20 protein-coding genes are annotated in these 24,630 nt (G+C 72.4%); 8 read left to right on the plus strand and 12 right to left on the minus strand.

All coding sequences use genetic code 11. The annotated features are described in order from the left end of the window. Positions 1-5: 5 nt before the first annotated feature. Positions 6-869 (minus strand): bifunctional methylenetetrahydrofolate dehydrogenase/methenyltetrahydrofolate cyclohydrolase, encoded by an 864-nt coding sequence (locus ACFYWS_RS06560; RefSeq protein WP_389270284.1) that lies wholly within the window; start codon positions 867-869, stop codon positions 6-8. 228 nt (positions 870-1,097) lie between these two features. Here ACFYWS_RS06560 and ACFYWS_RS06565 point away from each other — a divergent pair, with 228 nt between their 5' ends. Continuing rightward, positions 1,098-1,775 (plus strand): RDD family protein, encoded by a 678-nt coding sequence (locus ACFYWS_RS06565; RefSeq protein WP_389270287.1) that lies wholly within the window; start codon positions 1,098-1,100, stop codon positions 1,773-1,775. A gap of 67 nt (positions 1,776-1,842) precedes the next feature. Here ACFYWS_RS06565 and purH read toward each other — a convergent pair whose 3' ends face one another. Together purH and purN are read right to left on the minus strand one after the other, a co-directional pair. Continuing rightward, entirely contained in the window at positions 1,843-3,426 is a 1,584-nt protein-coding gene (gene purH / locus ACFYWS_RS06570; protein WP_389270290.1) for a bifunctional phosphoribosylaminoimidazolecarboxamide formyltransferase/IMP cyclohydrolase, read from the minus strand. Continuing rightward, a complete protein-coding gene (gene purN, locus ACFYWS_RS06575; RefSeq protein WP_389271734.1) occupies positions 3,423-4,094 on the minus strand; it encodes a phosphoribosylglycinamide formyltransferase in 672 nt (223 codons plus the stop codon). The genes purH and purN overlap by 4 nt, the downstream gene beginning before the upstream one ends. A gap of 288 nt (positions 4,095-4,382) precedes the next feature. Between purN and ACFYWS_RS06580 the strand changes: the two genes are divergently transcribed. Next, the gene (locus ACFYWS_RS06580) at positions 4,383-5,168 is read left to right on the plus strand and encodes a hypothetical protein (protein ID WP_389270293.1); all 786 of its coding nucleotides are present in this window, start codon (positions 4,383-4,385) and stop codon (positions 5,166-5,168) included. Positions 5,169-5,183: 15 nt separating this feature from the next. On the opposite strand, the gene ACFYWS_RS06585 is transcribed toward ACFYWS_RS06580, so the two are convergent. Beyond that, positions 5,184-6,560, minus strand: coding sequence for a DUF6350 family protein (locus ACFYWS_RS06585; protein ID WP_389271737.1), 1,377 nt, complete (start codon positions 6,558-6,560; stop codon positions 5,184-5,186). A 122-nt stretch (positions 6,561-6,682) separates the two neighbouring features. Here ACFYWS_RS06585 and ACFYWS_RS06590 point away from each other — a divergent pair, with 122 nt between their 5' ends. Next, complete coding sequence (locus tag ACFYWS_RS06590; protein WP_389270296.1) at positions 6,683-7,801, plus strand: helix-turn-helix domain-containing protein; 1,119 nt, start codon at positions 6,683-6,685, stop codon at positions 7,799-7,801. 86 nt (positions 7,802-7,887) lie between these two features. Here the strand turns inward: ACFYWS_RS06590 and sucD are convergent, their stop codons facing one another. From sucD to ACFYWS_RS06625, 7 genes are all read right to left on the minus strand, one after another. After that, positions 7,888-8,769, minus strand: a complete 882-nt coding sequence (sucD, locus tag ACFYWS_RS06595; protein ID WP_389270299.1) for a succinate--CoA ligase subunit alpha — start codon at positions 8,767-8,769, stop codon at positions 7,888-7,890. Between the two features lie 20 nt (positions 8,770-8,789). Next, on the minus strand, positions 8,790-9,968 hold the full coding sequence (sucC, locus tag ACFYWS_RS06600; protein ID WP_389270302.1) for an ADP-forming succinate--CoA ligase subunit beta: 1,179 nt from the start codon (positions 9,966-9,968) through the stop codon (positions 8,790-8,792). A gap of 431 nt (positions 9,969-10,399) precedes the next feature. Further along, entirely contained in the window at positions 10,400-11,596 is a 1,197-nt protein-coding gene (locus ACFYWS_RS06605; protein WP_389270305.1) for a hypothetical protein, read from the minus strand. A gap of 90 nt (positions 11,597-11,686) precedes the next feature. Beyond that, a complete protein-coding gene (locus tag ACFYWS_RS06610) occupies positions 11,687-12,904 on the minus strand; it encodes a hypothetical protein (RefSeq protein WP_389270308.1) in 1,218 nt (405 codons plus the stop codon). A gap of 74 nt (positions 12,905-12,978) precedes the next feature. Further along, a complete protein-coding gene (locus tag ACFYWS_RS06615) occupies positions 12,979-14,190 on the minus strand; it encodes a vWA domain-containing protein (RefSeq protein ID WP_389270311.1) in 1,212 nt (403 codons plus the stop codon). Beyond that, a complete protein-coding gene (locus tag ACFYWS_RS06620) occupies positions 14,187-16,541 on the minus strand; it encodes a DUF5682 family protein (RefSeq protein ID WP_389270314.1) in 2,355 nt (784 codons plus the stop codon). The genes ACFYWS_RS06615 and ACFYWS_RS06620 overlap by 4 nt, the downstream gene beginning before the upstream one ends. Further along, positions 16,538-17,683, minus strand: coding sequence for an AAA family ATPase (locus tag ACFYWS_RS06625; RefSeq protein WP_389270317.1), 1,146 nt, complete (start codon positions 17,681-17,683; stop codon positions 16,538-16,540). The genes ACFYWS_RS06620 and ACFYWS_RS06625 overlap by 4 nt, the downstream gene beginning before the upstream one ends. 178 nt (positions 17,684-17,861) lie before the next feature. Here ACFYWS_RS06625 and ACFYWS_RS06630 point away from each other — a divergent pair, with 178 nt between their 5' ends. Next, a complete protein-coding gene (locus tag ACFYWS_RS06630; RefSeq protein WP_389270320.1) occupies positions 17,862-19,271 on the plus strand; it encodes an SWIM zinc finger family protein in 1,410 nt (469 codons plus the stop codon). Between the two features lie 73 nt (positions 19,272-19,344). Beyond that, positions 19,345-20,910, plus strand: a complete 1,566-nt coding sequence (locus ACFYWS_RS06635; RefSeq protein ID WP_389270323.1) for a DUF5691 domain-containing protein — start codon at positions 19,345-19,347, stop codon at positions 20,908-20,910. 108 nt (positions 20,911-21,018) lie between these two features. Here ACFYWS_RS06635 and ACFYWS_RS06640 read toward each other — a convergent pair whose 3' ends face one another. Then, the gene (locus ACFYWS_RS06640; RefSeq protein ID WP_389270326.1) at positions 21,019-21,441 is read right to left on the minus strand and encodes a cobalamin B12-binding domain-containing protein; all 423 of its coding nucleotides are present in this window, start codon (positions 21,439-21,441) and stop codon (positions 21,019-21,021) included. 400 nt (positions 21,442-21,841) lie between these two features. Here ACFYWS_RS06640 and ACFYWS_RS06645 point away from each other — a divergent pair, with 400 nt between their 5' ends. The 3 genes from ACFYWS_RS06645 to ACFYWS_RS06655 all read left to right on the plus strand — a co-directional run bounded on the left by ACFYWS_RS06645 (position 21,842) and on the right by ACFYWS_RS06655 (position 24,606). Beyond that, a complete protein-coding gene (locus ACFYWS_RS06645) occupies positions 21,842-22,768 on the plus strand; it encodes a lipase family alpha/beta hydrolase (RefSeq protein ID WP_389270329.1) in 927 nt (308 codons plus the stop codon). Positions 22,769-23,318: 550 nt separating this feature from the next. After that, complete coding sequence (locus ACFYWS_RS06650) at positions 23,319-23,486, plus strand: pentapeptide repeat-containing protein (protein WP_389270332.1); 168 nt, start codon at positions 23,319-23,321, stop codon at positions 23,484-23,486. Positions 23,487-24,279: 793 nt separating this feature from the next. Then, on the plus strand, positions 24,280-24,606 hold the full coding sequence (locus ACFYWS_RS06655) for a M23 family metallopeptidase (protein WP_389271741.1): 327 nt from the start codon (positions 24,280-24,282) through the stop codon (positions 24,604-24,606). Positions 24,607-24,630: the final 24 nt, after the last annotated feature.

Consider the following 24,630-nt stretch of genomic DNA (forward strand, 5'->3'; position numbering starts at 1 on the left):
CCGCCTCAGCCGACACCGTTCGCGTCCCGTTCGGCGGCCTCGACCACGTTCACGAGGAGCTGGGCACGGGTCATCGGCCCCACACCACCGGGGTTCGGCGAGATCCAGCCCGCGACCTCGGTGACGCCGGGGTGCACATCGCCGACGATCTTGCCGTTCTCGTCGCGCGAGACGCCGACGTCGAGCACGGCGGCGCCCGGCTTGATGTCCTCGGGCTTGATCAGGTGCGGCACGCCCGCGGCGGCCACGACGATGTCGGCCCGCTTGAGGTGCGCGGACAGGTCACGGGTGCCGGTGTGGCACTGCGTCACCGTGGCGTTCTCGGACTTGCGGGTGAGCAGCAGCGGCATCGGCCGGCCGATGGTGACGCCACGGCCGACGACGACGACCTCGGCGCCCTTGATCTCCACGCCGTGCTTCCGGAGCAGCGTGATGATGCCGTACGGGGTGCAGGGCAGCGGCGCCGGCTCGTTGAGGACGAGGCGGCCGAGGTTCATGGGGTGCAGGCCGTCGGCGTCCTTGTCCGGGTCCATCAGCTCCAGGACGCGGTTCTCGTCGATGCCCTTGGGCAGCGGCAGCTGGACGATGTAGCCGGTGCAGGCCGGGTCCTCGTTGAGCTCGCGGACGACGGCCTCGATCTCGCCCTGCGTGGCCGTCGCGGGCAGCTCGCGCTGGATCGACGCGATGCCGACCTGCGCGCAGTCACGGTGCTTTCCGGCGACGTACTTCTGGCTTCCGGGGTCCTCCCCTACGAGGATCGTGCCGAGCCCCGGCATGACCCCCTTCTCCTTCAGCGCCGCCACGCGGGCGGTCAGATCGGACTTGATCGCGGCTGCGGTGGCCTTGCCATCGAGAATCTGGGCGGTCATGCCGCCATTGTTTCAGGGCGGCGGTGATTCACCCAAGTTGCACTTGCACAACGGCCTGCGGCGCCCACTGGACAGGAGGGTGTCCGGTTTACGAGCATGATCCCCGCAGTGTGCCGCGGGCAGCGGCAGGGGGGAAGATCCGCTCAGGCGGCCGCATCACGACGCATGGCTGTTCACTCCTCCGTCAGTCCGCGTCGTCCCCGTTTGCCATCACCGGAGGAACCCGCCATGAGTTTCGGCGACCCGAACAACCCGTACGGCCAGCAGCAGCCGCCGCAGAACAACCCGTACGGCCAGCAGGCCCCGCAGGGCGTCCCGCCGCAGAACTACGGCTACCCGCAGCAGCAGCCGCCCGGCCAGCCGTACGGGCAGCAGCAGCAGTACGGCGGCTACCCGCAGCAGCCCGCGGGCCCGGCCGGTGTGCCGCCGCTCGCGTCGATGGGCCGCCGCTTCGGCGCACGCCTGATCGACGGGCTCATCTTCTCGGTGATCTACGCGATCGTCCTCGGGGCGAAGATCCCCGACCTGATGGACTCCGTCGAGGCCTGCTCCTCGACGGACAGCACCTGCGTGAACGACGCGGTGATGGACTGGTACTCCGAGATCCTGCCGATGGCGGCCGTGTTCATGGTGCTCGTGCTGCTCTACGAGGTCCTGATGATCGGCCTCGTCGGCGGCACGCTCGGCAAGCTGGCGGTCGGCATCCGCGTCCTGAAGCTGGAGACCGGTGCGAAGCCGGGCGTCGGCGCGGGCTTCCTGCGCTGGGTGATCCCGATGGTCGGCGGGCTCTTCTGCGGCATCGGCGCGCTGCTCGTCTACCTGTCCCCGTTCTGGGACGGCAACAAGCGCAACCAGGGCTGGCACGACAAGGTCGCGGGCACGGTCGTCGTGAACGTGAAGGGCTGACGCCGAGCGGACATACGGAGAGGCGGGGTCCCGTACACGTGCGTACGGGACCCCGCCTCTCCGTCGATCAGTGGAAGAAGTGGCGCGTGCCGGTGAAGTACATCGTCACGCCCGCCTTCTTCGCGGCCTCGACGACCAGCTCGTCGCGGACCGAACCGCCCGGCTGGACCACGGCCTTGACGCCCGCGGCCGTCAGGATCTCCAGGCCGTCCGGGAACGGGAAGAACGCGTCGGACGCGGCGTACGAGCCGCGCGCCCGCTCCTCGCCGGCCCGCTCGACGGCGAGCTTCGCGGAGTCCACGCGGTTGACCTGGCCCATGCCGACGCCGACGGACGCGCCGTCCTTGGCGAGCAGGATCGCGTTGGACTTGACCGCGCGGCAGGCCTTCCAGGCGAACGCCAGCTCGTCCAGCTCACCCTGCGACAGGGCGTCGCCGGTCGCGAGCGTCCAGCTCGCCGGGTTGTCCCCGTCGGCCTGGAGACGGTCCGTCACCTGAAGGAGCGCGCCGCCGTCGATCTGCTTCGTCTCGACCTTCGCGGACGGCCCGTTCGGGGCGCGCAGCACGCGGATGTTCTTCTTCTTGGTGAGGGCTTCGAGGGCGCCGTCCTCGTAGTCGGGCGCGACGATGACCTCGGTGAAGATCTCGGCGACCTGCTCCGCCATCTCCTTGGTGACCGGCCGGTTCACGGCGATGACACCACCGAACGCGGACAGGGGGTCACAGGCGTGGGCCTTGCGGTGCGCCTCCGCGACGTTCGAGGAGACCGCGATGCCGCAGGGGTTCGCGTGCTTGATGATCGCGACGCACGGGTCGGCGTGGTCGTACGCGGCACGGCGCGCGGCGTCCGTGTCCGTGAAGTTGTTGTACGACATCTCCTTGCCGTGCAGCTGCTCGGCCTCGGCGAGGCCGCGCGTGCCGTCTACGTAGAGGGCCGCGCCCTGGTGCGGGTTCTCGCCGTAGCGCAGGACGTTCTTGCGCTCGTACGTGGCGCCGATGAAGTCCGGGAAGCCGGAGTCGTCGGCGGCGGCGTAGTCGTCGGCGAACCAGCTGGCCACCGCCACGTCGTACGACGCCGTGTGCTGGAACGCCTCGGCGGCGAGGCGCTTGCGGGTGGCGAGGTCGAAGCCGCCGTCCTTGACGGCCGCGAGGACACCCGCGTACCGCTCGGGGCTGGTGACGATGGCGACCGACGGGTGGTTCTTGGCGGCGGCGCGGACCATCGAGGGGCCGCCGATGTCGATCTGCTCGACGCACTCGTCCGGGGTGGCGCCCGAGGCGACGGTCTCCCGGAACGGGTACAGGTTCACGATCACCAGGTCGAAGGGCTTCACGCCGAGGTCGGCGAGCTGCTTCTGGTGGTCCTCCAGGCGCAGGTCGGCGAGGATCCCGGCGTGGACCTTCGGGTGCAGGGTCTTCACGCGGCCGTCGAGACACTCGGGGAACCCGGTGAGCTCCTCCACCTTGGTGACCGGCACCCCGGCGCCGGCGATCTTCCCAGCGGTGGAGCCGGTGGAGACCAGCTCGACGCCCGCCTCGTGGAGCCCGCGCGCGAGCTCTTCCAGACCGGTCTTGTCGTAGACGCTGACGAGCGCCCGGCGGATGGGTCGCTTGTTGGTTCCGGCGGTTCCGGCGGTGTTTTCCGCGGTCACGGGGTGACTACCTTTCGTCCCTCAATGCTGAAGCCGTTACGGGCGAGCCGCCCCACGACATCGACGAGCAGCGTGCGCTCGACTTCCTTGATGCGCTCGTGCAGAGCGCTTTCGTCGTCCTCGTCCCGGATCTCGACCACGCCCTGGGCGATGATCGGGCCGGTGTCGACGCCGTCGTCGACGAAGTGAACGGTGCATCCGGTGACCTTGGCGCCGTACGCGAGCGCGTCCCGCACACCGTGCGCACCGGGAAAACTGGGCAGCAGGGCCGGGTGCGTGTTCACGAACCGCCCGCCGAAGCGGGCCAGGAACTCCTTGCCCACGATCTTCATGAACCCCGCGGAGACCACGAGGTCCGGCTCGTACGCGGCCGTGGCCTCGGCGAGCGCGCGATCCCACTCCTCGCGGGTGGCGTGGTCCTTCACGCGGCACACGAACGTGGGCAGACCCGCGCGCTCGGCGCGCTCCAGGCCGACGATGCCCGTCCGGTCCGCGCCGACGGCCACGATCTCGGCGCCGTACGCGTCGGCCCCCCGCACCGCGATCTCATCGAGGAGTGCCTGCAGATTCGTTCCTGATCCGGAGACCAGCACGACGAGGCGCTTGGCCTTGGCCACGACGGGGCCCTTTCTAGGGGAGCTACGTTGCGCGGTCGGCGCGCGGCGCATCTTGTGCGTTCGCACGAACGCTTCGCCTTCCCCGATACGGGGAACCCTACGAAGCGGCCGACCGGCTGCAACGATACCGGCACGGCCGACGGCCCCCACGGGACGGGGGATCGGGAGGGGCATTGCGCAGCAATACTTTGCAAGGGCGGCGGCGGGAGACGGGCGGGTCTACAGGTAGCGTCGGCGGAACGGAACGCTGAGCGGCCATCGGACGTTGACGTGAAGAACGCCACGCCGGGCCGCGTCAGCGGCCCCGTGACCGACGACCTAGGGGAAGACGCACATCTGATGCCGGACCGAAGCCTTCGCCTCACGCTGCCCACCGGCGCCGTCCTGCCGCGCGAAGGCCGACCCACGCCGCCGTCGCCGCCGTCCAAGGAATCGGACGACACCAGGGACAGCAATCCGTTCGCACCGCCGGCCGAGGACGCGCCCGACAGGCCGTGGCAGCCGCGCCACCCGGAGGGCTCGGACTCCGACTCGGGATCCGGTTCCGGAAAGGGCGGGGGCAGCGCGCCCTGGGGCGGCCAGTGGAGCGACCGTCAGCCGGGCCGCGCCAAGGGGGGCGGCCGCTTCGGCGACCGGCCGGGCAGCGGCGGGAGCGGCGGCCCCGAGGGGCAGAACGGCGGGCAGGGCCCCGGCCCCGGCGGCATGCGCTGGGACCCGACGGACCCGGTCCAGCGCCGCGCGCGCTACGCGCTGCTCTCCGGCATGTGGGGCTTCTTCTTCGCCCTGTTCAGCTGGCCGTACGTGGCGCTGCTGCTCGGCGTACTCGCCCTGTACTGGGGCGTCAGCGCGCTGCGCATGAAGTCCCGCCCGGCGGACCCGGACGCCCCGGCCCCCGCGACACCCCGCCCCGCGGGCTCCGACACCACGCGCCCGCAGACGACGGCGGCGATCAGCGGTCTGGTCACGGGTGCGCTCGCGCTCGCGATGGTGGCGTCACTGTTCACGGCGAAGATGGTCTACAGCGACTACTACGAGTGCCGCACGGACGCGTTGACCAGCGCGGCGCAGAAGGGCTGTGAGGACCTTCTGCCGAAGGAGCTGCGGCCCCTCCTCGGCGAGCGCTGATCCGGACCCCGTTCGTCAATCGCCGGCGGGGCTCGAAGAACGCGGCTCGTCGTCGAAGAAGTCGTAGAGGGCGAAGGACTCGTCCTTCCGTGCCTCCGCCGCTTCCTCCGTCCTCACCGCCGGTGCCGGCTCCTCCGTCGGCACCGGTTCGGCTTCGACCGCAGCCGCCCGGTTCCTCCGCTCCCGCCACCACCACACCGCCGACCCCACCGGCACCCCCACCGCGCAGACCCATCCCGCGGCCACCGCCCCGGTCACCCACCCCACAGGCCCGAACTCCGCGAGCGCCGACCGCCCGAGGGCCCCACCTGCGGCCCCGGCGAGGCACCCCATCGCCACCCCGCACAGCACTCCGGCCACGGCCACCCCGCCCGCGATCCGCCGCCACGTCCACCCGGTTCCCGCCGCCACGACGAACCCCGCGACGACCACCGCCGCCACGAAGGGGACCGCCCCCACGGCCCAGGTGAGCGGCGCCCCGTCCCCGGCCTTCGGCACCGCGACGAGCAGCGGAAACGCGGGCAGCATCGCCGCCCCCGAGCTCCCCAGCGGCCCCACGGTGTGCCCGACGCCGAGCACGACCCCGGGCCCGAGCGCGTACGCGGCCCCCCAGATCGCGGCGTTCGGCACAAGCCCCGCGCAGAGCAGCAGCACCGCGAGCCGCCCCGACCAGGCCCCCGTGAGCTGCAGGAACGACTCCCGCACCGCTTCCCCGTGCCACACGAGCATCCCGGCCACCAGCAGCGCCCCGCCCGCGACCAGCGCCAGTACCCCGGCCACCGCCGCCCGCACGGCGACCGGCGCCACCTCCCGTACGAACCCCTCCGGGAGCAGTCCCGACAGCCGCCCCGGCAGCGGACCGTACGGCCGCCCGTGCGCCGTCCACACCCCGAACCCGGCCGCGGCCACCGCGAGCACGAGCAGATGCGCCACGCAGCTCACCCACGAGGGGCGCAGCTCACCGCCCGCGCAGTAGTACGCCGCCGCGGCCGCCACCGACAGATAGCCGACCGCGACCCCGGCCCAGACGCCCGCCACGGACTCGGACTCCTCCGCCGCGTCCCGCGCCGCCCGGTGCACCAGCCACGCGGGCAGCGCGAGCAGCAGCAGTGGTCCGACTCCCAGCGGGGCGGGCACCCCGGACAGGGTGTCCGTTCTGATCACTTCGGCGCCGTGCGCCAGGATCCACAGCGCGGCGGCGGTGTGCAGTGCGCCGCCGGGCCCGCTGTCGGGGAACGGCGAGCTGATCCACAGCACCATCACGAGCACGGCGCACGCCCCGAGCCCGAGCCCCGCGGCGAGGGCCCCGCGCAGCGCGGCCCCGACGGGGCCCGGGGCCCGTTCCCGCAGCCGGGTCAGAAGCAGGGGCAACGACAGTCCAAGGCCGGTCATTTGGGTCACCGGACCATGCTCCCAACGACACGCCCTTACCTCGCGCAACAGGCGAAGCCCGGATGTGTCGCACAAGATACGTTTATGTTCTTTTTCGCACGAAAGGGTGTGTGGAGTTCACGATGACGCAGGGCGCTGCCACCCCACTGCCGCCGCCCAAGGAGCGCCGCAGGCTCCGCGAGGCCGGCTCGCTCTCCCGGGACCAGGTCGCCGAGCTGGTCGGCGTGACACCCGAAACCGTCCGCCGCTGGGAATCCGGCCGCACCACTCCAAAGGGTCAGAAGCGGGAGGCGTACGCACGCCTTCTGGCGGAGCTGACCACGACGGAGGAGCCGGCCCCGGTGGCGACCACACCGAGGGCTGCCGCGATACAAGAACCCGCGCCGCCGACAGCAGGGACAGCGGGGGGCACAGCCACCGCCACCGCCACCGCGCCACCCCGCGCCCGTACCGCCGCCGAGGCCTTCGACGCGCTCTACACGCACGCCGCGCCGTTCCTCGTCCGGCAGACCTATCTGCTCACCGGTCGCAGGATCCTCGCCCGCGAGGCCGTCGAGCGCGCCTTCCAGCAGGCCTGGCAGAACTGGCCCGAGGTGGCGGTCGACCCGGACCCGGCGGGCTGGGTGCGCGCGGCGGCGTACGAGTACGCGATGTCGCCGTGGCACAGCCTGCGTCCGGGCAAGCGCCAGCCGGAGGCCCCGCCGGCCACCCCGGAGGACCGCGAGCTGCTCGGCGTCCTGCTCGGCCTGCCGCCCGTCTACCGGCGCACGCTGCTGCTGTACGACGGGGTGGGCCTGGATCTGCCGGACACCGCGGCGGAGACGGAGGCCAGCACACCGGCCGCCGCCAACCGCATCCTGCACGCCCGTGAGGCGGTCGCCCAGCGGCTGCCCGACCTCGGGGTTCCCGAGCAGCTGCACCGGCGGCTCACGGAGCTGGCGGGCTCGGAGAAGCTGGACGCGCCGGTCTCCACGGTGGTGCGCAGCGGCAGCGAGCGGCGCACCCGGTTCTGGACGCGGGCGGCCGTCACGTTCACGGTCTTCATCATCGGCGCGACGGCGCTGACCGTGCGGGTGGCGCCCACGCACTACGAGCCGGTCCCCGCGCCGGGCTCGCCGATCGCCGGCGTACCACCGCTGACCGGTCCCGAGCCGCTGACGCCCGCGGATCTGGAGCTGCGCAAGGAGCTGCGGGAGCGGCTGGGCGGAGGGCCCGAGCGGCTCGCGCCGAGAACCGAATAGCGCGCGTGGCGCAACGCCAGTGGGCCCGCACCGTCACCGGTGCGGGCCCACTGAGCTGCGTAGAACAGCTGGTGAAGAACAGCTGGTTACGAGAGGATCCCGCGGGCCAGCTCCGCCGTCTCGGTCGGCGTCTTGCCGACCTTGACGCCGGCGGCCTCAAGGGCCTCCTTCTTCGCCTGCGCGGTGCCGGAGGAGCCGGAGACGATGGCGCCGGCGTGGCCCATGGTCTTGCCCTCGGGCGCCGTGAAGCCGGCGACGTAGCCGACGACCGGCTTCGTCACGTTGGCCTTGATGTAGTCGGCCGCGCGCTCCTCGGCGTCGCCGCCGATCTCACCGATCATGACGATCAGGTCGGTGTCGGGGTCGGCCTCGAACGCGGCGAGCGCGTCGATGTGCGTCGTGCCGATGACCGGGTCGCCACCGATGCCGACGGCGGACGAGAAGCCGATGTCACGGAGCTCGTACATCATCTGGTACGTCAGCGTGCCGGACTTCGAGACCAGGCCGATGCGGCCCGGCTTCGTGATGTCGCCCGGGATGATGCCGGCGTTCGACTGGCCCGGCGTGATGAGGCCGGGGCAGTTCGGGCCGATGATGCGGGTCTTGTCGCCCTTCGACTTCGCGTACGCGTAGAACGCGGCGGAGTCGTGGACGGCGATGCCCTCGGTGATCACCACGGCGAGCGGGATCTCGGCGTCGATCGCCTCGACCACGGCGGCCTTGGAGAAGGCCGGCGGGACGAAGAGCACGGACACGTTGGCGCCCGTCTTCTCGATCGCCTCGGCGACCGAGCCGAAGACCGGGATGTCATTGCCGTCGATGTCGACCGACGTACCGGCCTTGCGCGGGTTCACGCCGCCGACGATGTTCGTGCCGTCGGCGAGCATGAGCTTGGTGTGCTTCATGCCCGTGGCACCGGTCATGCCCTGGACGATGACCTTGCTGTCCTTGTTGAGGAAGATAGCCATGGCTGTTTAGTCCCTCGTCCTTACTTCGCGGCCGCGAGCTCGGCGGCCTTGTCGGCCGCGCCGTCCATGGTGTCCACGCGCTGCACCAGCGGGTGGTTGGCGTCGGAGAGGATCTTGCGACCCAGCTCGGCGTTGTTGCCGTCGAGGCGGACGACGAGCGGCTTCTCGACCTTCTCGCCCTTCTCCTCAAGGAGGGCAAGCGCCTGGACGATGCCGTTGGCGACCTCGTCGCAAGCGGTGATGCCGCCGAAGACGTTGACAAAGACCGACTTGACGTCGGTGTCGCCGAGGATGATCTCCAGGCCGTTCGCCATCACCTGGGCGGAGGCGCCGCCACCGATGTCGAGGAAGTTGGCCGGCTTCACGTTGCCGTGGTTCTCACCGGCGTACGCGACGACGTCCAGCGTCGACATGACCAGACCGGCACCGTTACCGATGATGCCGACCTCGCCGTCGAGCTTGACGTAGTTGAGGCCCTTCTCCTTGGCAGCGGCCTCGAGCGGGTCGGCCGCGTCCTTGTCCTGAAGCGCCTCGTGGTCGGAGTGCCGGAAGTCGGCGTTCTCGTCCAGCGACACCTTGCCGTCGAGGGCGATGACCTTGCCGGAGGCGACCTTCGCGAGCGGGTTGACCTCGACGAGGAGCGCGTCCTCGGCGATGAAGGTCTTCCACAGCGTCTGAAGGATCTCGGCGACCTGGTCGGCGACCTCGGCCGGGAACTTGGCGTCCGTGACGATCTTGCGGGCGACCTCGGGGGTCACGCCCTCATTGGCGTCGATCGGCGTCTTGGCGACGGCCTCCGGGCGGGTGGCCGCCACCTCCTCGATCTCCACGCCGCCCTCGACGGAGGCGATGGAGAGGAAGGTGCGGTTGGTGCGGTCCAGGAGGAAGGAGACGTAGTACTCCTCCGTGATCTCCGGAGCCGTCTCGGCCATCATCACCTTGTGGACCGTGTGGCCCTTGATGTCCATGCCGAGGATGTTGGTCGCGTGCTGCACGGCCTCGTCGGGGGTGGCAGCCAGCTTCACGCCGCCGGCCTTGCCGCGGCCGCCGACCTTCACCTGCGCCTTGACGACGGACTTGCCGCCAAGACGCTCGGTCGCCTCGCGGGCCGCCTCAGGCGTGTCGATGACTTCACCGGCCAGCACCGGTACACCGTGCTTGGCGAAGAGGTCCCTCGCCTGGTACTCGAACAGGTCCACGCGCGTCCGTCCCTATCAGTGATCTCGCGGTTCGTTATCTGCGTGGGCGTGCCGCGAGGGGCAACGTGACTCCGCTGTCACACGTGACGAACGCTGTCGCTGACGCCACTTCGCTGTCACTAGGGAGGCGTACACGGTGACCGAGTACGCGGCATGTCCGTCTCGCAGGTTATCGCCGCTCAGCGGCGGCTTCTAAATCGCAGATCACACCTGAGCGGTGATACCCATCACAGAGCGCCCCTTTTGTGGCGCTATCTGCGGCACTGCCAAAGCTCCTGGCATACGGAAGCGGCCTCACCGAGCGGGGGTGCGCTCGGTGAGGCCGCAGGTCAGCGGGTGGTCACGTCCCCAAGCGGACCACCCGCCGTCATGCACGGAAAGCGACCCGGTCCGGCCGATGGCTTTCGGCCGACCGGGCACGACTCCGTCGGTCAGACGCCGGGCAGGTAGCTGGGCGCGACGGAACCGGTGACACCCTGCACGCCGGAGACGGCGTTGCCCGCGAGCGGCTGGGCGTCGGCGCGGACGGTGCCGGTCAGGTCCTGCGCGAACGGGGCGACCTCGTGGGTCACGCCACCGGCCAGCGGCGTCACGTTGTCGCCGACCACGGACTGCGCGAACGGGGCCACGTTGTCGCCGACGACACCCTGCGCGAACGGGGTGACATCGCCGGTGACGCCCTGCGCCAGGCCGTGCGCGCTGGTGCCGACACCCTGCACGACGGGCTGCACGTGGTCGACGACCGTCTGCACGAGCGGCTGGACCGCGTCGACGACGCCGCCCGCGAACGGGGTGACGTCGTTGCCGACCACGCTCTGCGCGAACGGCGCCACGTTGTCGCCGGCCACGCCCTGGGCCAGCGGCTGGACCTGGCCGGTGACACCGATGGCGAAGGGCGCGACGTTGTCGCCGACCACGGTCTGCGCGAACGGCGTCACGTCGCCGACCGCGCCGCCCGCCAGGGTGGTCACGTCGCCGACGGCCTGGCCGGCGACCGGGAGCACGCCCTGCACGGCGGTGTTGGCGAGGGGCGGGAGCACGGCGTCGGCGGTCTCGCCGACGGCCGGGCCGGTGTTCGTACGGACGTTGTCGACTGCGCCCTGGGCGGTGCCCTGCGCGTTGTCCTGTACGTAGGCGGGGGCCTGGGCCGCGGCCTGCGTCAGCTGCTGCTGGAGCTGCGGGGCGAACGCTTCGAGCGGGCCGAACAGGTAGTCGACACCCTCCTGGGCGTCGGCCACGCGCTGCTGGGCGTCGGCGACGTGCCCGGCGGCCTTGCCGGCCTCGTCCTTGACGTCGGCGACGGTCGGGGCCTGGACCTGGTGGGCCTTCGACTGGACCTGCGCCTTGGCGTGCTGGGTGGCGGCCTTGGCCTTGTTGGCGACCTGGGCGTGGCCGACCTTGTCGGTGACACGGTCGGTGACCTGGTTGCCGGTGACCTGGTTGTCGGTGACCTTGTCGGTCACCTGCGAGGTGGTGTCCTGCACGTCGGAGACGGTGTCGCCTGCGACGTCCGGCACGGACAGCGAGTGCGCGGGCAGCTCGTCGGCGCTGGCCACGGCGGAGCCGAGGGCCCAGGCGCCGGAGACGCCGGCGGCTATCACGATGGAGCGGCGGATGTTCTTGTTCATGGGTACGTCAGTTCCTTCGAATTCACTTCACGACTGGGCAGACCTGTTCCACCCCCGCGTGGCAGGTCACGAGCGGGGAGCTGGTCCGCCCTAGCCGGGGAATTCGGGAATGTCGCGAAGCCGGTCGACCACCGGCGAGGTGCCCGCGGACGCCGTGGCGCCGGACGCGAGCAGTACGGGCGCACGGCCGCCGAACGCCGCCGCGTGCAGATCACCGTGGCGCGACGAACCGCCGTCGCCCGCGCTCGCGCCGGCCGACGGCACACCGTCGGGACGCTGCGGCACGACGGGCGACTCGGGCCCCGCCTCGGCCCGCGCACCCGCTTCCGCCTTCTCTACGTCGCCGAACCGCGCGACGTCGTACGCCTGCGGGCCGCTCACCACGGCGTGGGCCCGGTCCTCGGCCGTGACGGCGGGCCGGTCGCCGTGCGCCGCCGGGGCGTCCGACTGCTGCGGTGCGGTCGCGGCGGGCGACTCGGGCCGGGGGTCGGCGGGGTCCACGATGCCGATGATCCCGCCGAGTCGACCGTGCGTCAGCTGCTCCGGCACCGCACCGACGAGCTCCGCGACGGCACGCGTCGCCAACTCCTCGACGGGCCCCGCCACCTGGCGCACGGTGGCACCGACCGGCGCCGTCAGATACCGCAGCGCGTCGACGGCGGAACGCAGGCGCCCTTGGTCGCCCCCGAGCGCCTCGATGTGCTGCCGCAGCGGATCAGCGAGGTACGCCCGCACGGGTGTGGTGGGGGTGGCGGGATCGGCGGGGTGGGTGGGGCCGGCGGGGCCGGTGGGCTCGCCGGGAGCGTTGGGTGTGGCGGGTGTGGTGGGTGCGGCGGGCTTGTCGTGCAGCGGCCGCGCCAGGCGCTTCGCGCCGGACGAGTGCTGCACGCCAGACGAGTGCTGCACGCCAGGTGCGGGCTGCGCGTCGACCGAGGTCGGTGTCGGCTCGGCGGGCCGAACCGGTTCCGCTGTAGGCGCAGGTGCGGGGTCGACAGCGGGCGCCGCCTCCCGAGCCTGCGCGGGAGCGGTCGGCTTCGCCGGTTCCGTGGGAGTGGGAGCAGGGGCCTCGTGGGAACCCGCCTCGCGCAACTTCTGCGCGGAATCGGCGACATGCTCCCGCACCGCCACGTGCCCCGCCCGGAGGGAACCGGCACCTGAGGCAGCCGCGTCGGACAACCCGTCCGCCTGCGCCCGGCCGCCGCACACGATCCCGAGGACGAACAACCCGCCGAACAGCAGCGCCAGTTGCAGCGCACGCCGTCCTGCCGTCGCGCGCACCAGGCGCGCGACGGGGTCGGGAAGTGCCATCGGGGAAGTCACGGTGGCCGAATCCTCGCATGGGGCGAGGGAGGCGGCGCAAGCCCCCCGTTACCGATGGGTACTCATATCCGGTTCGCGGCTGGTGCACCCTTTTCCGAGGCCGCGTCCGGTATCGGCAAGGGGCGCTTCTCGATGGCCGCGGCCATGACGTCGGGGAACAGATCCGGAGTACAGGCGAAGGCCGGCGCGCCCAGGCTCGCGAGCGCCGCCGCGTGCTCCCGGTCGTAGGCGGGCGCGCCTTCGTCGGAGAGCGCGAGCAGCGTCACGAACTGCACGCCGGACGCCTTCATCGCGGCGACCCGCTTCAACATCTCGTTGCGGATGCCTCCCTCGTAGAGGTCGGAGATGAGGACGACGACGGTCTCCGCGGGGCGGGTGATCTGCGACTGGCAGTACGCGAGCGCCCGGTTGATGTCCGTGCCGCCGCCGAGCTGGGTGCCGAACAGGACGTCGACCGGATCGTCGAGCTGGTCCGTCAGGTCCACGACGGCCGTGTCGAAGACGACGAGCCGGGTCGCTATCGAGCGCATGGAGGCGAGCACCGCCCCGAAGACGGAGGCGTAGACGACGGATGCCGCCATCGAGCCCGACTGGTCGATGCAGAGGACGACTTCCTTCTTCACGGACTGCGCCGCGCGCCCGTACCCGATGAGCCGCTCGGGCACGATCGTGCGGTACTCGGGCAGGTAGTGCTTGAGGTTGGCCGCGATCGTGCGGTGCCAGTCGATGTCGTGGTGGCGCGGCCGCTGGATGCGGGCGCTGCGGTCGAGGGCTCCGGTGAGGGTGGCGCGGGTGCGCGTGGCGAGCTTCTTCTCCAGGTCATCGACGACCTTGCGCACGACGGCGCGGGCCGTCTCCTTCGTCGTCTCGGGCATCGCCTTGTTGAGCGAGAGCAGCGTGCCGACGAGGTGCACGTCCGCGTCGACGGCCTCCAGCATCTCCGGTTCGAGCAGCAACGTGGAGAGCCCGAGCCGGTCGATGGCGTCCCGCTGCATGACCTGGACGACGGAGGACGGGAAGTAGGTCCGGATGTCGCCGAGCCAGCGGGCCACGGCCGGAGCGGACGCGCCGAGCCCCCCGCTCCGGCTGCCGCCGGTCTGTTGCCTGCCGCCCTGTTGCTTGTCGCTGCCCGAGCCGTACAGCGCGGCGAGGGCGCCGTCCATCGCGGCGTCCTGCCCCGCGAGCCCATAGCCCGTACCGTCCGCGTCCGCCCCGCCGAGCACGAGTCGCCAGCGCCGCAACCGCTCGTCCGTGTCTGTCCCGGTGTCCGTCATGCCACCGCCCCCTCAAGGCTGTTGTCTCCCCGGCCGTTCCCGTTCCCGTCCCCGTCCCCGTCCCCGAGCAGGAGGCGCAGCACCGGCAGCACCGCGTCCGCCCGCTCCGCGTCCAGTTCCTCCCCGAAGCCGCTCGGTCCGCCGGTGACCGGGGACTGCCCGCCCGCGGACGGCCCGCGCCGGACCAGCTCGCCCAAGGTCCGCCGCACGCCGGGCTCGTACGCCGAGAACGTGCGCCGCAGCAACGGCAGTACGTCCGTGAACGCATCGCCCGACACCCGCGTCAGCCACGCGTCGACCAGGCCCAGGAGCCGCTCGTCGTGCACCAGAAGCAGCCCGCCGCCCGAACCCCCGGCCGCGCCGCCGACGAATCCCTCGATCCACGCCGCCGCCTCGGCCGGCGCGGTGCCGGGCGAGAGGGCGAGACTCATCAACCGGGCAGCGTCCTCCTCGTCGAGCACGCCCTCGTCAAGCAGAACCCGCGCGCACCGCCCCCGGATCACCCCGGCCACGCTGTCCCGCTCCGCGAGCACGCGCAGCACGGTCCGCCAGCGCCCGCGCACCCCGGTGTCCTCAAGGAGCGCCACGGCCGAGTGCACCGCGTCGACGTGACCGCGCATCTCTTCGGCCGCCTCCGCGTCGAGCCCCGCGCACGCCGGGGGCAGGCCGACGAAGACCCGCCCGGCGAGGCCCGCCGCCACCTCGGCGAGGGCTTCGGTGTCGGTGCCGCGCACGTCGCCGTAGCGCAGGGCGCGGACCAGGGCGGGCAGGGCGCCGGCGAGGTGACCGACGTCCGCGTCGAGGGCCGCACGGTCGGCGAGGATCCGCATCACCGTCGGCAGCGCGTCCGCGAGTCCCGCGAGGAGGCAGACCTCGGCGAGCGCCGTGACGTCGGCGAGCGCCCCCGCCGCGACCGCGTCCGTCTCCGCCTTGACGGTCGCGGCGGCGAGCACGGTCGTCCCCCACCCCCCGGCCTCCGCGACCCGCACGGACAGCTCCGGCTCCCAGCGCAGCCGCCACGACTCGCGGAACGTGCCGGTGGTACCGCGCGCCGATCTCGCCGGCTCCCCCCAGGCCACGCCCAGGAGCCGCAGCCGGTGCAGCAGGCGGCTGCGCGCGGCGTCGGTGTCGCCCCGCAGGTCGAGGTCCAACTCCTTCTCCGCCGCGGCCGGTTTGAGCCGCAGGGAACGCTGCTGCCGCGTCAGGTCGCGCTGCAACGGCACCGCGGGCGCCGCTTCGGGCACCTCCCCCAGCACGTCACCCACCACCAGCTTGTCGTGGATGAGCGCCAGCGGTACGTCCGAGCCCTCGCACAGCACCGCCCGCACCGCGTCGGTGGTCTCGGTGAGCCCCGCGAGCGGCCGCCCGCGCATCACGGCGAGGGTCTCCGCGAGCCGTACCGCCTCGATGACATGGGCGGAGGACACGATGCGGTCCTCCTCGCGCAGCAGCCCGGCGACCTTGGTCAGCCAGCGCTCCACGGGCCGGTCGGGCGCGCTGAACAGATGCCCGTACCAGCCGGGCGAGTCGATGCCCGCCCCGTATCCGCTGACCCGGGCCAGGCGCCGGTGCGTCCACGGCACCCACGTCATGTCGACCTTCGCCTTCGGCAGCCCCTTGAGCAGGGCGCGGTCGGCCGCGACGGTCGTCCTCTCCCGCAGCGCGGGCACATGCCACGCCCCGCACACCACGGCCACGTCGTCCCCGAACTCACGCTGCGCCGCCCGCACTTGGAGGCGCATGTACGCCTCGCGCGTCACATCACGGCCGTGTCCCCCGTCCCCGCACGTCTCCCGCAGCGCGCCCATCGCCTCCCCGAGCGCGGCGAAGGCGTCGCCGTCCCGGTGCTCGACGACGTCCTCCCACCAGCGCTCCGCGTCGTCGTATCCGGCGGTCTCGGCGAGGACCCGCAGGGGGTCCACGCGCAGGGGGTCCACGCGCACGGAGTCCTCGTCCTCGGGACCCCCGGGCCCCTCGGGGTTCTCTGGCGCGGGTTCGTCATCGCCGCGCAGTGCCAGGCTGTGCGCGGCCGGCAGGTCGATGAAGCGCACCGGCACATCGCGCGCCAACGCCCAGCGGATCGCGACCCATTCGGGCGAGAACTCGGCGAACGGCCAGAACGCCGACCTCCCCGGCTCGTCCACGACGTGCGCGAGCAGCGCGACCGGCGGCCGCATACCGGCCTCCGCGGCGAGCGGCACGAGACCATCGGCCTCCGGTGGCCCCTCGATCAGTACGATCCGCGGCTCGGCGGCGTCGAGCGCGGTGCGCACGGCACGCGCGGAGCCCGGCCCGTGGTGCCGCACACCGAGCAGCGCGGGGCCCGTCGCGCTCGACGGCTTGGTCGTCATGCGCTCACCTCTCGGCAGGCCCGGTAGAAGTCCTTCCAGCCGTCGCGCTCGCGCACCACGGCCTCCAGGTACTCCTGCCAGACGACCCGGTCCGCCGCCGGATCCCGCACCACGGCCCCGAGGATTCCGGCCGCCACGTCGGAGGGGCGCAGCACGCCGTCCCCGAAGTGGGCGGACAGCGCCAGGCCGTTGGTGACGACGGAGATCGCCTCGGCGGTCGACAGCGTGCCGCTGGGGGACTTCACCTTCGTCCGCCCATCGGCCGTCACACCGTCGCGCAGCTCGCGGAAGACAGTGACGACGCGGCGGATCTCGTCCATCCCGTCGGGCGCGCTGGGCAGCTCCAGTGCGCGGCCGACCTGGTCGACCCGCCGCGAGACGATGTCGACCTCGTCCTCCACGCTCGCGGGCAGCGGCAGCACGACCGTGTTGAACCGGCGCCGCAGCGCGCTCGACAGATCGTTGACCCCGCGGTCGCGGTCATTGGCCGTGGCGATGAGGTTGAAGCCGCGCACCGCCTGCACCTCCTGCCCCAACTCCGGTATCGGCAAGGTCTTCTCGGACAGGATCGTGATCAGCGTGTCCTGCACATCGGCCGGAATGCGCGTCAGCTCCTCGACGCGCGCGGTCATCCCCTCCGCCATCGCCCGCATGACCGGGCTCGGCACGAGGGCGTCCCTGCTCGGCCCGTTGGCCAGCAGCTGCGCGTAGTTCCAGCCGTATCGGATGGCCTCCTCGGGCGTCCCCGCCGTGCCCTGCACCAACAGCGTCGAGTCCCCGCTCACGGCGGCCGCGAGATGCTCGGACACCCAGGTCTTGGCGGTGCCGGGCACGCCGAGCAGGAGCAGTGCCCGGTCGGTCGCCAGCGTCGTCACGGCGACCTCGACGATGCGTCGCGGGCCCACGTACTTCGGCGAGATCACCGTGCCGTCGGGCAGTGCGCCGCCGAGCAGATACGTCGCGACGGCCCACGGCGACATGCGCCAGCGGGCCGGCCGCGGCCGGTCGTCCTGCGCGGCGAGCGCCGCGAGTTCCTCCGCGAACGCGTCCTCGGCGTGCGCCCGCAGCACCTCGTCCGCGACCTGGCCCCCGCCCTGACTCCCGGCCCGGTTCCCAGTCTGGCTCTCGACGGAAATGGTCATGGCTGTCCCCCTCCAACTCGCCCCACTCGAACCCGCACGACGAGCCCTCGACCGCTCTCGTCGCGTGATGGGTTCCACGGTGCACCACGCCACTGACAATCGACATCGGCCGCACAATCACCGCAGGTCAGAGCCGTTGCCGGTCGGATTGTCAGTGGCGGGATCTACCGTCGAGGACATGAATCAGCTGGGGGTGCGCTGGACGACGGATCAGGTGCTCGCACTGGCGCCTGACGCCGCGTCACGCAAGGCGGGAAGCAAGCTCGGGGGGCCGGGCCCGTGGTCGGGGACCGGAAGTTCCGCGGGCGCGGAGGATTCGGACGAGGGGGCGGTATGGGGACTGTGCAAGGGGAGCGGCAGCAAGCCGTACCAGACGATCGTGGACATCGGCGGGGGCGCCCCGGGGGCGAACGGGCCGGGGTACAAATGCAGTTGCCCGAGCCGCAAGTTCCCGTGCAAGCACGCGCTCGGGCTCTTGCTGCTCTGGGCGGGCGGCGATGCGCAGGTGCCGGCCGGCCAGTCGCCGCCGGAGTGGGCCGAGCCCTGGCTGGCGGGGCGGCAGAAGCGGGCAGGGTCCCAGGAATCCGCGGTGTCGGAGACCGGTCCGGGCAGCGCCCCGGCGGATCCGGAGGCGGCCCGGCGCAGAGCCGAGCGCCGCGCCCAGCGGATCACGGCGGGCGCGACAGAACTGGAGCAGCGCCTCGCCGACCTGCTGCGCGGCGGCCTCGCGCAGGCGGAGCAGTCGGGTTACGGCCTGTGGGAGGAGACGGCCGCGCGCATGGTCGACGCGCAGGCGCCCGGACTCGCGGCGCGCGTAAGGGAGTTGGGGGCGATCCCCGCGTCCGGGCCCGGCTGGCCGGTGCGACTGCTCGAAGCGTGCGCGCTGCTCCACCTCCTCGACCAGGGCTGGTTGCGCCGCGATGCCCTGCCCGCCGACCTGGCGGCGACGGTCCGTTCGCGCGTGGGCCTGCCGGCTTCGGACAGAGAGCCACCGCTGCGCGACCGCTGGCTGGTCCTCTCCCAGTACGACACGGCGGACGGCCACCTCACCACGCGCCGGATATGGCTGCACGGCACGCGGAGCGCGCGCACCGTGCTGCTCCTCTCCTACGGGGCGGCAGGCCGCGCCCCGGCGCTCGCCCTGCCGGCCGGGCGCACGCTCGACGCGGCGGTGTCGGCGTATCCCGGAGCGGGGGCCCTCCGGGCGGAGCTGGGCGAGCAGTTCGCCCCGGCGGATTCGGACGGCATACGTCCTGGTGCCGTACGCCCGAAGGGAGTTGACGTCACCTCCGGTCTCGCTGCCTACGGAGCGGCGCTCGCGGCCGACCCCTGGCTGGAGTCCTGGCCGGTCACGCTCGCGGAGGTGATACCGACGCGGGACCCGGACGGCCACTGGCAACTGGCGGACGACGAAGGCAAGTCGGCGCTCCCGCTCACCGCACACGCGGCGGCGTCCCCCGGCCTGTGGCGCCTGGTCGCCGTCTCGGGAGGCGCGCCGGTGACGGTGTTCGGCGAATGCGGCCCGACCGGTTTCCGCCCGCTGGCCACGTGGGCGGAGGAAGCGGGGGAGGTCATATCGCTGTGCTGACCCATCCGAGAACAGCCACCACGCCGAAACACCGTTGCCGGTGAAGAGGACCGCACCACGGAGAGGACCCACGATGACCACCACCGCCACCTGGGACGACCTCGTCAGCGCCGCCCTGCTCGGAACCGAACGCCGCTCGGACCGCCCGCCACTCGCCCTCCTCGACGAGGCCGCCGTGCACACCGTGCGCCGCCGGGCCGGCCTGCGTCCCGGCACGGCGACCGCACCGCCGGACCGCGCCGAGGCCGACCCGCGTCCCCCACTGCCGAGGGCCGCGCGCCAGCGGCTCGCGCTCCTGCTCACCGACCGCTCCAGCGGCAGCGGTCCGCGCCGCGGCACCGCTCCCGACCTCCTCGAACTGCTCCCGCAGTGGCTGGCCACGGCCAACGCGCACGGGTACGCGCCCCCGCCCGAGCTGCTGCCCGCACTGCTCGACGCGGCGCGCGGCCGCACCGACCTGCGCCCACCGGCCCTCGCGTTCGCGGGGCCGCGCGCCCGGTGGCTGGCCCGGCTCAACCCGGACTGGAAGTTCGCGCTGCGTGCCACGCCGGGCGTCGGCGCCGTGCTGCCGGCTCCGGAGGAGAGCGAACAGGTCCATCTGCGGTGGGAGGAGGGCCTGTTCGCGGAGCGGGTCGCACAGCTCGCCTCCGTTCGGGCGCACGATCCGGACGCGGCCCGGACGCTCCTGGCCGGGACCTGGGGCACGGAGCGCGCCGAGGACCGCCTGATGTTCCTCGACTCGCTGCGCACGGGGCTCGGCGACGCGGACGAGCCGTTCCTGGAGCAGGCGCTGACCGACCGCAGCAAGAACGTGCGGGCGACGGCGGCCGAGCTGCTCTCCGCGCTCCCCCGCTCGGCGCTCGCCGCGCGGATGGCGGACCGCGCGCTGACCTGCGTGGCGCTCGACCGCGCGGAGGGGGAGATCGTCGTGGAGGCGCCGCACGAGTGCGACGCGGGGATGGAGCGGGACGGCGTCGTGGCGAAGCCGCCGCAGGGCCGGGGGGAGCGGGCGTGGTGGCTCGGCCAGTTGGTGGAGGCGGCGCCGCTCGGCCGGTGGCCGGACAGGTTCGGTGGCCGGAGCCCGGAGGCGATAGCGGCGCTGCCGGTCGCCGACGACTGGCGCGGGGAGCTGCACGCCGCGTGGTGCCGGGCGGCGGTCCGGCAGCGGGACATCGGCTGGTCACGGGCGTTGCTCGGGGCGCCGACGTCGTCGGACGCGGCGGGGCCCGGGGCGGTGTCGCTCGCCGAGCGGGCGAAACTGCTCGCGGCGCTGCCGGGGGTTGAACGGGCGGACTGGGTGGCGGAGTTCATCTCGGCGCACGGGCTGTCCGAGGCGTTCCAGCTGCTGGGGGTGTGCGGCACGCCGTGGGCGCGGCCGCTCGGGCGGTCCGTGGTCGATGCGTTGAACATCGCGCGGGACGCGGGGAGTTACCCGTGGAGCTTCAGCGGGGTGATGGGACTCGCGGAGCGCTGCCTGGATCCCGAGGAGGTGGCGCGGCTCGACGGGCTCACGGCGGCCGTCGAGGAACCGGAGGGCTCGGCGCCCGGGGCCGGGGGTTACTGGACGGAGGCGTTCCAGCGCCTCGCCGGCACGTTGCGGCTGCGCCGGGCCATGCGGGACGAACTGGCTCCGCCGTGATCCGGCCCGGGCCCCGGCCCCGCATCCCTCATGTGCGGCACCGGGGGCGAGGTCACGGGGCTTCGCCCCGGACCCCGCGGGCTCTCGTACGAAAGGCAGGCTGGAAGGTCAGCCGCCGGACGGCTCCGGTTGGCGGACGTTGGCGCGGACCCAGTCGACGATGGAGGCCGTCGTGGCACCCGGGGTGAAGATCTCCGCGACGCCCTTCTCCTTCAGCGGCGCGATGTCCCCCTCGGGGATGATGCCGCCGCCGAAGACCTTGATGTCCGCGGCGTCGCGCTCGGCGAGGAGCTCGATGACGCGGGCGAAGAGCGTGTTGTGCGCGCCCGAGAGGATGGAAAGACCGATCGCGTCGGCGTCCTCCTGGATGGCGGTGTCCACGACCTGCTCGGGCGTCTGGTGCAGGCCCGTGTAGATGACCTCCATCCCGGCGTCGCGCAGCGCCCGCGCGATCACTTTGGCCCCGCGATCGTGGCCGTCGAGTCCCGGCTTCGCGACGACCACGCGGATCGGACCGGCTGCCACACCCATCACTGCCTCCCTGAAACGACTGCTCAAGCAGAAGTTGAAGCGACTGTTCAAAGACTGATGCCCGAAGTGAACGAACGTTATCGACAGCATCCCGCAAGCCGCCGTTTCACGGTGCGGACCGAGGGGGAAATCACACGGTGGGACACATTCGCTGCGCGCCGCGACTGCCACAGGCGGGACTCACCGCCACATCCGGGACAGGCGCGAGGGAGCCGCTTCGAGGTCGCGCGCCACCGCGCCGACAGCCGCACGGCACGGTGGCACGGTGCTTCCGGCTGCCGTCCGGACCGATGAGTCGGCGCATCGGACACGGCCGGCGCCGCGGGGCCGCTTCGGCCGGCTCTCATGAGCGCACACGGGGACAGAGGCGTCCTCCCGTGTGCCGACGGGAGGTTGACCGATGAAGGTCACGAGGACCTTGCCCTTTCGCCCCCTCTGCCACCTGCTGCCCACGAGACTGGCCGGTCTCTCGATCGCGCTCCTGAAGGCGACCGCCCTGGAGCTGGCGATCCTCGCGGGCCATCTGCTCCTCTACCCCTCGGGCATCCTCCCGGAACGAAGGCAGCCGCGGGCGCTGCCCCGGCATCCCTCGCCCTGCACCCCCATGGACAGGGAAACCGTCACGGTGGAGGAGAGCCCACCGACAGCAGCGGACGCGCCGCGCCTGCCCACCCCGGCCAAGCCCCCGGTCCTTCTCCTGCACGGCTTCATCGACAACCGCTCCGTCTTCGTCCTGCTGCGCCGCTCCCTCACGCAGCACGGCAGGCGGCACATCGAATCGCTCAACTACTCCCCTCTCACCTGCGACATCCGGGCCGCCGCCGCGCTGCTCGCCCGGCACGTGGAAGAGGTGTGCGAGCGGTCGGGCCGGGACAGGGTCGACATCGTGGGGCACAGCCTGGGCGGTCTGATAGCCCGTTACTACGTGCAGTGCCTCGGCGGCGACACGCGGGTGCGCACGCTCGTCACCCTCGGCACCCCGCACGGCGGCACACGCGTGGCGCCGCTCGCCGACGCGCATCCGATCGTCCGGCAGATGCGGCCCGGCTCGTCCCTCGTCGAGGAGTTGAAGCGGCCCGCGCCCGGCTGCCGTACGCGCTTCGTGAGCTTCTGGAGCGACTTCGACCAGTTGATGCTGCCTCTGGAGACGGCGTGCGTGGACCACGCGGACCTTCTCGCGCAGAACGTGCGGGTCACGGGCATCGGCCATCTCGCGCTGCCGGTGCACCCGGCCGTCGCGACCGGCATCCGCCAGGCCCTCGACGCGGAGCCCGCGGAGGGAGCGCGCGCCGCCGACAAGACCGGCGGCGGTCTGACGGTGGCCTGAAATCCCGCGACTTCCCCGCGCTTTCGTCGAACGGGTCTCGAACCCAGGGCCAAGGAACTGTCCACAGTCCACCCAAAGGCGGCTGATTGCCCGTTTCCCCGGGCCCGGAAACCCGACGAAGATTGTCGAGCCGTCGTACCGACGGGTACAGTCACCGCACTGCTCTGGCAGCCCCTGTCGTCGAGGCGAAAGAGAAGTTGGTGAACGACCGCAATCCGTCGGGGACCGCGCCTTACGCGGCGTACGACGGTCACTCCGCGACCAGCTTCGCGAGTGATCCGCTCTTCGGCGACATGGCGGAGGACCCCTACGAACCGGGTTCCCACGCGACCGGCCAGTGGCACACGGCCCCCCAGCAGCAGTACGCCGACCCCTACGCCTCCGCGTACTACGACACCGGCACCTACGACGCAGGCTCCTTCGGCACCGGTACCTATGACACCGGCGCCTACGACACGAGCGGCGCCTGGGCGACCGGCGGGTACGAGCAGGTCGCCGACATCCCGGCGCAGCAGCCGCGGACGATGGCAGAGCAGCACACCACGGGTCAGTGGGACACCTCGGCGTACGAGACGCAGACGTACGCGGCTCAGCACCCCGACACGCAGAGCTTCGAGGCCCCGCACTTCGGGACGCAGATCTTCGAGACGCAGACTTTCGACGCGCAGCCGCATACGCAGTCGTTCGAGACGCAGACCTTCGAGACGCAGTCCTTTGAGACGCAGAGCTTCGAGTTCCAGGGGTTCGAGGCGCAGCACTTCGAGGCCCAGGGCTTCGAGACCCAGAGCTTCAGCACGCACGACATGCTCGGCGCGCCCGACCCGCACGACACTCAGGGTTTCACCCACACCGTCCAGGCCCCGGTCTTCGGTACGACCGCGTACGACACGGGCGCGTACGACGCCACGCAGTGGAACGCGGCCGACGCCGTAGGCACCGCGGAGGACGGGCCCGAGCCCGAGCCGATCGTGGAGCCGGACCCCGAAGCGGATCACGCGCACGGGCCCGTCCTCGACCTCGATCCCACTCCCGAGCCCGCCCCCAAGGCAACCCCGCAGCCCGCATCGCGCAGGGCCGGGAAGAACGTCTCCCGTGGTCGCGCCGGCCGCCGCCGTCCGGCGGCCAAGCGGTCCGCGCTCATCACCGTCGTCGTGCCGTCGGTCTGTGTGGTCGGCGTCGCCGGGATCGCCGCGGCGAGCGTCGGCGGCGGTGGCGAGGACGACGGCAAGGAGACGCAGGCCGCGGCCGCTTCGGACGCGCAGGCCGTGAAGCCGGCCGTCGCCAACAACAAGCTGGACTCGCAGCTGAAGGATCTGTCCGCCGACGCGGGCGACTTCGCCGACCGGGCGAGCCGCACGCAGGAGCGGATCGACCTCAAGGCCAAGCAGGAGGCGGCGCGGAAGCAGGCCGCCGAGGAGGCCGCGCGCAAGGAGGCGGCGCGGCCCAAGTTCGTGCTGCCGGTGAAGCAGCACGGGCTGAGCGCCTTCTTCGGGCAGGCCGGTGTCAACTGGATGTCCCAGCACTCCGGCATCGACTTCCCCGTCTCGTACGGGACCCCGGTGATGGCCGCGACGGACGGCACCGTGAAAACGCAGTGGAACAGCGCGTACGGGAACATGGCCATCGTCACCGCCAAGGACGGCACGGAGACCTGGTACTGCCACCTGTCCTCGCACACCGTGATGAACGGTCCGGTGAAGGCCGGTGACGTGATCGCGCGGTCCGGGAACTCCGGCAACTCGACAGGACCGCACCTGCACTTCGAGGTACGGCCCGGCGGCAGCGCGGCGATCGACCCGCTGCCGTGGCTGCGCAGCCACGGCATCAACCCGAACTGAGCCGCTCCCCCCTCAGAGGAGCGG

This window comes from Streptomyces sp. NPDC002795 (assembly GCF_042888725.1).
In the GTDB taxonomy this organism is placed as follows: Bacteria; Actinomycetota; Actinomycetes; order Streptomycetales; family Streptomycetaceae; genus Streptomyces.